Annotated in this window: 10 protein-coding genes and 1 pseudogene; 8 read left to right on the top strand and 3 right to left on the bottom strand. The window is 70.8% G+C overall.

Annotation, left to right across the window (positions count from 1 at the left end):
- Positions 1–19 precede the first annotated feature (19 nt).
- Together H2Q94_RS15805 and H2Q94_RS15800 are read right to left on the bottom strand one after the other, a co-directional pair.
- The gene (locus H2Q94_RS15805) at positions 20–508 is read right to left on the bottom strand and encodes a VTT domain-containing protein (protein WP_243787874.1); all 489 of its coding nucleotides are present in this window, start codon (positions 506–508) and stop codon (positions 20–22) included.
- Between the two features lie 184 nt (positions 509–692).
- Positions 693–1,406, bottom strand: a complete 714-nt coding sequence (locus tag H2Q94_RS15800) for a FadR/GntR family transcriptional regulator (RefSeq protein ID WP_243787872.1) — start codon at positions 1,404–1,406, stop codon at positions 693–695.
- 175 nt (positions 1,407–1,581) lie between these two features.
- Here H2Q94_RS15800 and H2Q94_RS15795 point away from each other — a divergent pair, with 175 nt between their 5' ends.
- The 8 genes and pseudogenes from H2Q94_RS15795 (at position 1,582) to H2Q94_RS15760 (ending at position 10,732) form a co-directional block, all read left to right on the top strand.
- A complete protein-coding gene (locus H2Q94_RS15795) occupies positions 1,582–2,838 on the top strand; it encodes an SLC13 family permease (RefSeq protein ID WP_243787870.1) in 1,257 nt (418 codons plus the stop codon).
- A gap of 25 nt (positions 2,839–2,863) precedes the next feature.
- Entirely contained in the window at positions 2,864–4,315 is a 1,452-nt protein-coding gene (locus H2Q94_RS15790; protein ID WP_243787868.1) for an acyl-CoA synthetase, read from the top strand.
- Positions 4,308–5,687 carry a carboxyl transferase domain-containing protein gene (locus H2Q94_RS15785; RefSeq protein ID WP_243787867.1) on the top strand — a complete coding sequence of 460 codons (1,380 nt, stop codon included), beginning with the start codon at positions 4,308–4,310 and terminating at the stop codon, positions 5,685–5,687. Before H2Q94_RS15790 ends, H2Q94_RS15785 begins: the two co-directional genes overlap by 8 nt.
- A 267-nt stretch (positions 5,688–5,954) precedes the next feature.
- Positions 5,955–6,737, top strand: coding sequence for a 2,3-dihydro-2,3-dihydroxybenzoate dehydrogenase (locus H2Q94_RS15780; RefSeq protein ID WP_243787866.1), 783 nt, complete (start codon positions 5,955–5,957; stop codon positions 6,735–6,737).
- 36 nt (positions 6,738–6,773) lie between these two features.
- Positions 6,774–8,033: an isochorismate synthase DhbC gene (gene dhbC, locus H2Q94_RS15775; protein ID WP_243787865.1), complete on the top strand. Its 1,260-nt coding sequence runs from the start codon at positions 6,774–6,776 to the stop codon at positions 8,031–8,033.
- A gap of 40 nt (positions 8,034–8,073) precedes the next feature.
- Positions 8,074–9,701 (top strand): annotated as a pseudogene (locus tag H2Q94_RS15770) ((2,3-dihydroxybenzoyl)adenylate synthase).
- A 93-nt stretch (positions 9,702–9,794) separates the two neighbouring features.
- Positions 9,795–10,448, top strand: a complete 654-nt coding sequence (locus H2Q94_RS15765; RefSeq protein WP_243787864.1) for an isochorismatase family protein — start codon at positions 9,795–9,797, stop codon at positions 10,446–10,448.
- Positions 10,445–10,732: a phosphopantetheine-binding protein gene (locus tag H2Q94_RS15760; protein ID WP_397545357.1), complete on the top strand. Its 288-nt coding sequence runs from the start codon at positions 10,445–10,447 to the stop codon at positions 10,730–10,732. Before H2Q94_RS15765 ends, H2Q94_RS15760 begins: the two co-directional genes overlap by 4 nt.
- Before the next feature lie 188 nt (positions 10,733–10,920).
- Here H2Q94_RS15760 and H2Q94_RS15755 read toward each other — a convergent pair whose 3' ends face one another.
- Entirely contained in the window at positions 10,921–12,432 is a 1,512-nt protein-coding gene (locus tag H2Q94_RS15755) for a helix-turn-helix domain-containing protein (RefSeq protein WP_243787863.1), read from the bottom strand.
- Between the last annotated feature and the right edge of the window lie 27 nt (positions 12,433–12,459).

Raw genomic sequence — 12,459 nt, 5'->3', positions numbered from 1 at the left:
CACGGCGGGTGGTTACGCCTCAGCCGAAGAACGGCAGCTGATGGATGAGCTCCGGGGCGCCGGCCACGATCAGGAAGTGGATCGCGCGCCCGATCAGGCTCACCGTGAGGAAACCCAGCAGCGGCAGCCCCGCTGCGCCGGAGAGGAAGCACAGCACGGTGAACGGCGGGAAGCTGAGGACCGCGCTCACGAACAGGACCCCGAGGCCCCACCACGGGTGCTGTTGGGTGCGGTCGTGGAACTTCTCCAGCCACACAGCCCAGCGCCCGCCCTTGCGTGCTTCGGTCATGCGGCCGAGCCTGGTGCCGAGGCTGAAACCGCCCCGGCCCGCCAAGAAGAACAGGGTCTTGCCCGCCATCTGCCCGATCGCCGCGGCCAACGCCAACGCCCACCAGTTCAGCCCGTCGACCTGGGTGAGGACTCCGACGAGGTAGAGCTCGATGTTGGCGAGGGGGAAGACGCTGCCCAGCAGGGCGGTTCCGGCGGTGGCCAGCAGCCAGCCGATCATCGTGCGAGTCCCGGCCTCGTAGTGGGCGCGTGTCCGCTGTCGGATCGGGGGCGAGCGGACATCAGGACGTACTCCACGGAACTCGAACGGGGCAACGGGTCGACCTTACCGGGACCTCCGTGCGGGCAGTTCCGCCAGGTCACCAGGTGCGCGATGGTGTTCCGGTACGTCCCGTTCGCCGCGGTCAGCGCTGTTCGTCGTCGTCCGGGTTCCAGGTGAGCAGGCGGACTCTGCTGACGGTGCGCAGGTGACGGCGCATCGCGGTGCTCGCCGTGCGGGGGTTGCCCGCACGGATCGCCTCGGCGATGCGTTCGTGCTGCGCCAGCGACTTCGGTGGCCGGTTCGGCTGGCGCAGCGATTCCTGGCGGCTTTCGGCGATCTCCTCGGCGATGGTGCGCATGAACTCGGCGAGCATCGTGCTGTGCGCGGCCGCGGTGATCGCGGCGTGGAACCGGCGATCGCCCTCACCGCCCAGTTCGCCGCGTTCGACCTGGGCGCGCATGGCGGCTAGCGCCGCGTCGATCTCCGCCAGGTCGGCGTCGGTGCGGCGTTCGGCGGCGAGTTCGGCGAGCTTGGTCTCCAGCCCCTCACGGGCGTCGAGCACGTCGGGAAGCCGGTTGCGGCGGGCGACCAGCTCGTCCACCGGTTCGCTGTCCAGCGTGCGGCGCTGCAGGTAGGTGCCACCGCCGTGGCGCACCTCGACCAGGCCCTGCACTTCCAGCACCACGATCGCCTGGCGCACCGATGCCCGGCTGACACCGAGCCGTTCCGCCAGCTCGCGCTCCGGTGGCAGCCGATCGCCCACTTCGAGACCGGACGCGGCGACGTGTTCGCGCAGCCGCAGCACGACCTGCTCGTAGAGCCTCGGCCTGGTCAGCGGCCGCAGCGCGTCGGACACGTTCGTCTCCTCGTCCTCCGGAGATCGTGGACGTCCAGGCTAGCAGCGGGCCAGTGGTCCGGGAACTGAACCATTTCGGCCCTTGACGCTCTCGATCTCGCGGCGCAAAGTGGTCCAGCCAGTAAACCAGTGTGTCCGGTCTCACCCGAGGCGCATGGACGGTGAGGAGACAACGGTGTCGCCCGAGCTGATTTCCATCTTCGCGCTCGTGGCCTGCTTCGTGCTGGCCACGACGATGTCGGTGAACATGGGGGTGCTGTCGTTCGCCGCCGCCTTCGCGGTCGGCAAACTCGCAGGCGGCCTGTCCGATGACGACATCTTCGCCGGATTCCCCGGTGACATCTTCGTCGTGCTCGTCGGCGTGACCTACCTGTTCGCCATCGCCAGGGCCAACGGCACCACCGATTGGCTGGTGCACTGGGCGGTTCGGCTCGTCGGCGGCAGGCTCGTGGTGATCCCGTGGGTGATGTTCGGGATCGCGGCACTGCTCACCGCCATCGGCGCGGTCAGCCCCGCGGCCTGCGCGATCATCGCGCCGATCGCGCTGAACCTGGCCGCCCGGCACGGCATCAACCCGCTGCTGATGGGCGCGATGGTCGTGCACGGCGCGCAGGCGGGCGGGTTCTCGCCGATCAGCGTCTACGGCGTGATCGTGAACGGGGTGGTCGCCGACAACGGGCTGCCCGGCAATCCGCTGGTGCTGTTCCTGGGCAGCTTCGCGGTGAACCTGATGATCGCGGGCGTCGTGTTCGTCGTGTTCGGCGGTCTGCGCACCGCTCGTGCGCACTCCACCACCTTGCCCGCGGACTCCGACTCGGAACCCGAACAGCTGCGGCTCACCCGCGACCGGGTGCTGACCCTGCTCGGACTGGCGGCGCTGGTCGTGTGCACCCTGGTGTTCGAACTCGACGCCGGGCTGGTGGCGATGAGCGTCGCCGTGGTGCTCACCGTGATCTCGCCGAAGACCGCGGCGAACGCTCCCGCGGAGGTCACCTGGCCGACGGTGCTGCTGATCTGCGGTGTGCTGACCTACGTCAGCGTGCTGCAGGAAATGGGCACGATCGACTACGTGGGGCACGCGGTCGCCGGGGTCGGGCTTCCGCTGCTCGCCGCGCTGCTGCTGTGCTACATCGGCGGTGTCGTGTCCGCCTTCGCCTCGTCGGTGGGGTTGATGGGGGCGTTGATCCCGCTGGCGGTGCCGTTCCTCGCCACCGGCACGATCGGCCCGATCGGCATGGTGACCGCGCTGGCGGTCGCCGCCACGCTGGTGGACGTCAGCCCGTTCTCCACCAACGGCGCCATCGTGCTGGCCAACGCGAAGGGCGTGGACCGGGAGGTCTTCTTCCGCCGCCTGATGATCTACGGCGGGGTGGTCGTGGCTGTGGGGCCGCTTGTGGCGTGGCTCATTTTCGTCCTCCCCGGACTGGGGTGACATGGAACCGACCTCGGAGGTACGCATGGATCGCGCAACGGAGTTGTTCCCGAAGCTGCGCAGGCCCGAGGGCAAGGAAGCCCTCCGGTTCGGTGCCCGCGCCCTGACCTATCCGGAATTGACCGCCGCCGTGGCCGGGATCGCCGAACGGGTCGGCTCCGCCCGGCGCGTCGCGGTGTGGGCCACTTCGGAGTTGGAGACCTGCGTCGCGGTGATCGGTGCTCTCGCCGCGGGCGCGGCCGTGGTGCCGGTGAACCCGAAGGTGGGGGAGCGGGAACTCGCCCACATCATCGGCGACAGCGAGCCGGAACTGCTGCTGGCGGCGCCGGGATTCGAGCCGCCGGAGGCGTTGGGGCAGGTCTCGGTGCAGGAGGTCGATCTGGTTCCTGGAACCGGGGAGCTGCCCGCCGAACCGAGCGAGGACGCGCCAGCGTTGATCGTCTACACCTCCGGCACCACCGGGCCGCCGAAGGGCGTGGTGCTGCCGCGCCGTGCGATCCGGGCGAACCTGGACGCGCTGGCCGACGCCTGGGAATGGACCGATCAGGACGTGCTGGTGCATGCGCTGCCGCTGTTCCACGTGCACGGCCTGATCCTCGGCACGCTCGGGCCGGTGCGGCTCGGTGGCACCGTGCGCCACCTGGGCAAGTTCTCCTCGCAGGCCGCGGCCGAGGAGTTGGCGGGGGAGGCGACGATGCTGTTCGGAGTTCCGACGATGTACCACCGGCTCGCCGATGACGCCGAGCGGGATCCGCAACTGGCGAAAGCGGTGGGTCGCGCTCGGCTGCTCGTGTCGGGATCCGCCGCATTGCCCGCGGTGGAGCACGAGCGGATCTCGCGGCTGACCGGGCAGCGGGTCGTGGAGCGCTACGGCATGAGCGAAACGATCATGAACTCCGGTGTGCGGGCTTCCGGTGACCGCAGGCCCGGTTACGTGGGGCTGCCGTTCGACGGCGTGGAGATCAAGCTCGTTGATGATGCCGGTCGGGACATCGAGGTCAGCGATGACGACACGGTGGGGGAGATCCTGGTGCGCGGGCGGAACCTGTTCACCGAGTACCTCAACCGTCCGGACGCCACCGCCGAGGCGTTCGTGGACGGGTGGTTCCGCACCGGGGACGTCGCGACCCGTGCACCCGACGGATATCTGCGCATCGTCGGGCGCAAGGCCACCGACATCATCAAGAGCGGCGGTTACAAGATCGGCGCGGGGGAGATCGAGAACGCGCTGCTGGAACACCCCTCGGTCGCCGAGGTCGCGGTGACCGGTCAAGCCGATCCGGACTTGGGTGAGCGCATCCTGGCCTGGGTGGTGCCCGCCTCCGAACTCCCCGACTCGGAAGCGACGGCGCGGGAGCTCGTGGAGCACGTGGCCCGGTTGCTCACGCCGCACAAGCGGCCGCGTGAGGTGCGGTTCGTGGATTCCTTGCCGCGCAACGAGATGGGCAAGGTCATGAAAAAGGCGCTGCATGGGTGAGGCGATCGGTGCGCGCGAGCTGATCGGCACCTTGTGCGGGGACTTCGAGGAGTTCGAGGCCCCGCACGTCGGCTCCGCGCGCGCCGCGTCCGCAGACGGGCCGCTGGGCTGGCCCGGCTACGACGGCCAGCGCCGCCGCGCCGCCGCGCGCACGGGCGCCGAGGAATCGGTGCTGTGCGGGCACGGCACGCTCGGCGCGGACCGAGCGGTGTTGATCGCTTTCGATTTCGGTTTTCTCGGTGGTTCGGTCGGCGAGGAGGCGGGTGCGCGGGTCGTGGCCGCGTTCGAACAGGCCCGGGAGCGCAGGCTGCCGGTCGTGTCCCTGGTCGCCTCCGGCGGCAGCCGGATGCAGGAGGGCATCCGCGCCCTGGTCCAGCTCCAGGCGATCGCCCGCGCCTGCCTGCTGACCCGGCAGGCGCGGATTCCGCACATCACGGTGCTGCGCAACCCGACGACCGGCGGGATGTGGGCGGCGCTGGCGGCGGGCGCGGACATCGTGCTCGCCGCGCCGGAGGTCGCGGTGGCCTTCGGCGGCAGCCGGGTGCGCAGTGCCACCGAAACCGGGGAGGCGTTCACCGCCGAGGGCAAGTTCGCCGACGGCCAGGTGGATCGCCTGGTAGCGGACGAGGAACTTCCCGCCGCGCTGGCCGAACTGGTCGGTCTGCTGCACCCGCAACGCCTGGCCTGCTCGCCCGATCCCGCCGAGGTGCCGGAGTCGTTCCGCAGCTCGGATTCGCCGAGTTCTGCGGCGGGGTCCGCGCCGGAGACGGGGTGGGACGCGGTCGAGCGAGCACGTGCCGCGAACCGTCCGCATGCAGCCGACTACCTGGACCGTTATTTCACCTCCCGGTTCGAGCTCAGCGGAGACCGTGCAGGTGGCACGGACTCGGGAATGTTGTGCGGGATCGGCGAGCACGACGGCCGGCCGGTCGCCTACGCCGCGCAGGCCGGGACCGCGAACACCCCGGCCGGTTTCCGCACGGCCGCTCGGCTGATCCGGTTGGCCGACCAACTGGGCCTGCCGGTGCTCACCCTGGTCGACACCCCGGGCGCGGCCAACGACGCCGCGGCCGAGCGCGCCGGTGCCGGGGCCGCGATCGGGCAGCTGTTCACCGCGGTCGCCGAGGCCCGGGTCCCGATCACAACGCTGGTCATCGGCGAGGGCGGATCCGGGGGCGCGTTGGCGCTGGCCGCGCCGGATTCGACCTGGATCACCGCGGACGCGTACTTCGCCGTCATCGCACCGGAATCGAGCGCGTCGATCCTGAAGGAGCCGCCGGAGAACGTGCCGGCACTCGCCGATCGCCTGAAGCTGCGGCCGCAGGATCTGCTCGAACTCGGTTTCGTCCAGGGCGTGGTGCCACCGAGCTGAGGTTCGGCGCGGCTCGGAAACGGGTGCGATGAGCGAAGGTTCATACCTTCGACCTTCCCCGCTCGAACACCTGTGCGCCATCGCTGGATCGTGTGATCATCGACGGCCCCGAGCGAACCCCCGTGGAGAGCTCAAGGTCTCGGCGTCCTGCCTGGCATGAGATGTGATGGTCATCCCCTACCGGTTTCCTCAATGGTCAGGTTAGCCTAACCATACAGACATGAGTCAGTCTCATGTCGGGATCGCGCCGCCTAGGGAAAGGGCAAGATGGACCGCAGGGGGATCAGCGGCCGGACCGCTGTTGTGACCGGTGCCGCTCACGGTATCGGTGCCGCGGTCGTGCACGCGCTGGGTGAGCTGGGTGCGACCGTGGCCGCTGTCGACCTGGACGCCGACGCGCTCGCCGAAGTCGTCTCGGCCGGCGCGGAGAAGGGGCGGCACGTGCTGGCCTGTCCCGCGGACGTCGCCGGCGCCGACGCGGTCGAGGCGGTGATCGAACGGGTCGAGCGCGAGGCCGGACCGGTGGACCTGCTGGTCAACGTCGCGGGAATCCTGCGTCCCGGCACCGTGCAGGACATCGGTGAGGACGACTGGCACCGGACGTTCGCGGTCAACACCACCGGCGTGTTCCACCTGTGCCGCTCCGTGTCGAAGCGGATGATCCCGCGCGGTCGAGGCTCCATCGTCACGGTCGGCTCCAACGCCGCGGGAGTGCCACGGCATGGAATGGCCGCCTACGGCGCCTCGAAGGCGGCTTCGACGCTGTTCACCAAATCCCTGGGTCTGGAACTGGCCGAGTACGGCATCCGCTGCAACGTGGTCTCACCCGGTTCGACCGACACGCCGATGCAGCACCGGCTGTGGGACGAACGCGGCGCCGAACCGGTGATCGACGGCTCGCCGGAGACCTACAAGACCGGTATTCCGCTGCGCAAACTCGCCACGGCCGAGGACATCGCGGAGGCGGTCGTGTTCCTGCTCTCCGACCAGGCCGGGCACATCACGATGCACGACCTGTACGTCGACGGCGGCGCGACGCTGCGCGCCTGAACCGACCGCGACACCCCGCCCGCACGGAAGGCACACATGACCATCGATAGCGATACCACCATGCGCGGAGAATCCGACGAGCTCGACGAGCATCCGAGCCCGGCCGCGCTGCTCGCCGGATACCAGGCCGGTTCCTCGTTCTTCTTCGCGTCCCCGCGCGGCTCGCTGTTGGCCGACGGCGTCGACGCCGTGGTTCCGAAGACGACGTGCGCGGGCGGCCGCGGTGGGCTACCGGAGCAGGTCGCCGAATTCCTGCGTCACGCCGAGGAATTCGGCCGGGTGAACCCGCTGGTGGTCGGTGCCGTGCCGTTCGGCGAGAACCTGCCCGCGCACCTGGTGCTGCCGAGCGAGGTGCGCCGCGCCGCGCCGTTGACGGCTCCGGTCGCCGCGCCCGACACGCCGCGGCTGGATTACCGGCTCAAGCAGGTTCCGGCTCCCGCCGAGTACGAACGGGCGGTGGAGCGGGTGCTCAAGCGCCTGCGCGACGACGAGATGAGCAAGGTCGTGCTGGCGCGCTCCCTGGAGCTGACCACCTCGGAGCCGATCGATCCCGGCGTGATGCTGCGCAACCTCGCGGGCGCCGATCCCGGCGGCTACACCTACGCCGTCGACCTGCCGCGCCGCGGCCAGGACGGCTCGCGGGACTCGTTCGGCGAGCAGCCGGGCCTCGATCGCACGCTGCTCGGGGCGAGCCCGGAACTGCTGGTGTCCCGCGACGGTGTCCGGGTGCGGGCGAACCCGCTGGCCGGGTCCCGGCCGCGCAGCGCGGACCGCGTCGAGGACCGCCGCCGCGCCGACGAACTCCTGGCCTCCGGCAAGGACCTCCGCGAACACGCCGCCGTGGTCGAAGCCGTCGTGGCGGCGCTGCGCCCGCTGTGCGGCGACCTCGTGGTGCCGGAGCACCCCTCGGTGGTGCACACCACCGCGATGTGGCACCTGTCCACCGAGATCACCGGTGAGCTGGCCGACCCCGGAACCTCGTCGCTGCAGCTCGCCGTCGCGATGCACCCGACGCCCGCGGTGTGCGGCACGCCGCCGCAGGACGCGCGGGCGGCCATCGCCGAGGCCGAACCGTTCGAGCGCGGCTTCTACACCGGCATGGTCGGCTGGTGCGACGCCGCGGGAGACGGCGAGTGGGTGGTCACGATCCGCTGCGCCGAGATCGAGGACACGTCATTGCGGTTGTACGCGGGTGCCGGGATCGTCGAAGGTTCCGAACCGGCCGACGAACTGGCCGAGACCTCCGCGAAGTTCCGCACCGCGCTGTCGGCCATGGGCTGGTCGGACGCGCTGTGATGTCCGATCGCCCGTGACCCCCGAACGAACAGGAAAGCCGATGCTGCCCGGATGTCCGACCTGGCCGGAAGAAACCGCCGCCCGCTACCGCGAAGCCGGGTACTGGCGAGGTGAGACCTTCGGCGCGATGCTGCGCGCCCGCGCCGCCGAGCACGGTGAGCGGACCGCGGTCGTGGACGCCGGCCGCTCGATCACCTACGCCGAACTGGACACCCGCGCCGACCGGCTGGCCGCCGGACTGCGGGAACTCGGCATCGGCGCGCAGGACCGAGTCGTGGTGCAGCTGCCGAACGTCGCCGAGTTCTTCGAGGTGTGCTTCGCCCTGTTCCGCATCGGGGCGATCCCGGTGTTCGCGCTGCCCTCGCACCGGCTCACCGAAGTCGCGTACTTCTGCGAGTTCAGCGAAGCGGCGGCCTACATCACCTGCGACGTGGAGGCCGGTTTCGACCACCGCGCGCTGGCCGCCGAGGTCGTGGCGAAGGTGCCGGGGCTGCGCCACGTGCTGATCGCGGGCGATCCGGGGGAGTCCGGTTTCCGCCCGCTGTCGGAGCTCGACGCAGAACCATCCGATGTGGACGGACCCGGGCCGGGGGACATCGCGTTCCTGCAGCTGTCCGGTGGCAGCACCGGGGTGCCGAAGCTGATCCCGCGCACCCACGACGACTACGCCTACTCGTTCCGCGCCAGCAACGAGATCTGCGGCGTCACCGCGGACACCGTGTACCTGGTGGCGCTGCCCGCCGCGCACAACTTCCCGATGAGTTCCCCGGGCACGTTCGGCGTGCTGCAGGCGGGCGGCCGGATCGTGCTGGCCCGGCGACCCAGCCCGGACGAGGTGTTCCCGCTGATCGAGCGGGAGCGCGTCACGCTGCTGGCCGCGGTGCCGCCGCTGGCTCTGGTGTGGCTCGACGCGGCCGTGAACACCGAGCACGACCTCTCCAGCCTGGAGGTGTTGCAGGTCGGCGGCGCCAAGTGCAGCGAGGAAGTGGCCCGCCGGGTGCGGCCGGTGCTGGGCGCCACGTTGCAGCAGGTCTTCGGGATGGCCGAGGGGCTGGTCAACTACACGCGGCTGGACGACCCGGAGGACGTCATCGTGTCCACTCAGGGCCGTCCGATCTCCCCGAAGACGAGGTGCTGGTCGTCGACGACGCGGATCAACCGGTCGCTCCCGGGGAAACCGGGCACCTGCTCACCCGCGGGCCGTACACGATCCGCGGCTACTACCGCGCCGAGGAGCACAACGCGAAGGCGTTCACCCCGGACGGTTTCTACCGCACCGGTGACGTGGTCCGGTTCACCGCGGAGGGCAACATCGTGGTGGAGGGGCGCGCGAAGGACCAGATCAACCGGGGCGGGGAGAAGGTCGCCGCCGAAGAGGTGGAGAACCACCTGTTGGCGCACCCGGCCGTGCACGACGCCGCCGTGGTGTCCATGCCGGACGACTACCTGGGCGAGCGCACCTGCGCGTTCGTGGTGCCGCGCGGAACACCGCCGAAACCCCGAGAACTGATCAAGTTCGTCCGGCAGCGCGGACTCGCCGGGTACAAGGTGCCGGACCGCGTCGAGTTCGTCGACCGGTTCCCGCAGACCGGCGTGGGCAAGATCAGCAAGCGCGACCTGCGCGAGGCGGTCCAGCGCGAACTGGTGCCGGAACTCGAACGTCGCTGACCAGACGGGCCGTGAACGGAGCGGGGCCGACCCCGCCGCACCGGCCGGGGAACCGCCCCGGGCGGGACCGAAGCAGGACAGGAGGAAGTACAGGTGGGGTTGCCGACGATCGCGCCGTACCGGGTTCCGAGGCAGGACGAGCTGCCCGCCAACCGGGTGGACTGGCGGCCGGAAGCGAGCCGGGCCGTGCTGCTCGTGCACGACATGGAACGCCACTTCGTGGACGCTTTCGAACCGGGTTCGGAGCCGCTGACCGAGGTGGTGCCGAACATCCGGACGCTGGCCGAGCAGGCCCGTGCGGCCGGTGTGCCGGTGGTGTACTGCGCCCAGCCGAGCGGGCAGACTCCGCAGCAGCGCGGCCTGCAGCTGGAGTGGTGGGGTCCCGGCGTCGCCGACCCCGCGCAGGAGGCGATCATCGACGAACTCGCCCCCGAACCGGGCGACGTGCGGCTGACGAAGTGGCGCTACAGCGCGTTCCAGCGCACCGAGTTACGCGAGACGATGCGCTCCTGGGGTCGTGACCAGCTGATCATCACCGGGATCTACGCGCACATCGGCTGCCTGATGACCGCCGCCGAGGCGTTCCAGCAGGAGGTGCAGGCGTTCCTGGCCGCCGACGCGGTCGCCGACTTCTCCGCCGATGAGCACCTGATGGCGGTGCGGTACGCGGCGAAGCGGTGCGCCGTGGTCGACTCTGCGCAGCGGCTGGCCGATGCGTTGGCGCCGCAGCGATCCGTGGTCGCATGAGCGCCGGGAACGTCGACGAGGCCGGGCAACGGCGGGTGCAGGAGGAGAAGATGAACGAGAAGCTGACCTTGGAGGGCGTGCGGGCCGATGTGGCCGAACTGCTCTACGAGGACCCGGAGGAACTCACCGACGAGGAGAACCTGCTGGACTGGGGGCTCGATTCGGTGCGGATCATGAGCCTGGTGGAGCGCTGGCGCCGCCAGGGCGTGCAGGTCACGTTCGCCGATCTGGCCGAACGCCCCACGCTCGCGGAATGGTGGACGGTTCTGGAGTCCAAGGCCTGATCGGCTCTTCAGCGGGATCCGCGTAGGTGCCCGGGTGGGGGAACCTCAGCGGCCTTCTCGCTGCGGGATCCCGTTCTCGCGCAACGCCGAACGGGCTGTCCTCGCTAGGAGGCCGCTGCGAACCGGGTGGGCGTTCCGGCTCCGCGGCTGACCGGAGGATGATCGAAAACTCACTCGGCGAACACGTCTCAGGCCGGCTCGTCCAGTAGCCGTTTGAGGCGGGCGGTGATCGTCGCGCGGCGCCAGTCGTGGGTGGCCAGGAAGGCCAGCAGCGCTTCGTGCACCTCGATGTCGTCGCGTCCGGCCGACCCCTCGGCGAGCCGCCACAGCAGTTCCGGGTCGCGTGCCGCCAGTACCGCGCCGCGCAGCCCGGTGATCAGGTCCTCCCGCTCGTCGCGCACGGCGGGCGATTCGGACGAGCGCAGCAGCACGCCGCGGTGCAGTCGCAGTGCGCAGTCCAGCCGTCCCTCCCGCAATGCGGCCCGCAGGTCCAAGAAGTCGGCGTCGACCTCGGCGGCGAGCCGGTACGGCTTCGTCTGCACCACGTCGTGTCCCAGTTGGGTGCGCAGCCGGTGGATCTCGGCGCGCACCGTCACCGGGTTGCCCTGTTCGCCGTGCAGCGCGAGGGCCAGCTGCTCGGCGTTGACGCCGTCGGGGCACAACGCCAGCACGGCCAGCAGCTCCGCTCGGCGCGGACTCAGCGACACCTCGCGGCCGCGCAGTTCGGCGACCGGGCGGGACGTGAGGAAGCGCAACCGCAGCGTCGGTGCCTGTCGTGCGGCCGGTGGTGATGCCGGTGCGGGGAGCGGGGTGCTCTGCCGCGGCGCGCGCAGCAGGTAGCCGTCGTCCAGCGGCTCGATGTGAGCTTCTCGGCCGCCGAACAGCAACGCCCCGTCCGGCCGGTCCAGCTCGACCCGGTCCGGCAGCCCGAGATCACCCGGTTCGGCGGCGATCACGCGGCCCGAGGAGCTCAGCAACGCCCCCGGCTCGCCGCGCAGTGCGCGCAGCGCGTCGATGTGCCGTTCCCGCAGGAGTTCGTCGCGCCGCGCCATCCAGTCCCGCAGCGTGCCTTCCACGAGAGTCGCGGCGGCCGAGACCAGTGCGGGCAGCGCCGGATGCATGGTGTGCAGCGGGCCGCTGAGATCGATCGCGCCGAGGATCCGGCCCGTCTCCGGATCGTGCACCGGCGACGCCGCACAGGTCCACGAGTGGTAGCGGCGAACCAGGTGCTCGGCCGAGTGGATCTGCACCGCGCGCCCGGTGGCCAGCGTGGTGCCCATCGCGTTCGTGCCGATCGAGGACTCCGACCACGTGGTGCCCTCGGCCAGGTGCACGCGGTCCGCGGCGCGGCACACGTTCGGATGGCCCTCACGCCACAGGATGTTCCCCTCGGCGTCAGTGACGATCATGATGTGCGTGGTGCCGTCCGCCGCGTCGAGCAGGGTGCGCCGCAGCATCGGCACGCAGGCCGCCAGCGGGTGCGCCGCGCGGACCTCGGCGAGCCGATCGGACTCGAACACCACCGGCGGTTCCCACCGCTCCGGATCCACGCTCGCCGCCAGCGATCGACGCCACGACTCGAACACCACCGGGCGCGGTGCCTGCGGAGCGCGCTGCCCGGAGAGCACGGCGGTGTGCACCCGCCGCAGCAGGCGGGCGCGTTCCAGCGGGTCGGGCGGGGTGTGGTCGGTGCGCTTCATGACTCCGTACTCGCTGCGAGGACTGGG

Origin of the sequence: Saccharopolyspora gloriosae, assembly GCF_022828475.1 — a bacterium.
Taxonomy (GTDB): Bacteria; Actinomycetota; Actinomycetes; order Mycobacteriales; family Pseudonocardiaceae; genus Saccharopolyspora_C; species Saccharopolyspora_C gloriosae_A.
The sequence above is the reverse complement of the archived record's forward strand: the minus strand, read 5'-3'. Positions and strand labels throughout refer to the sequence as shown.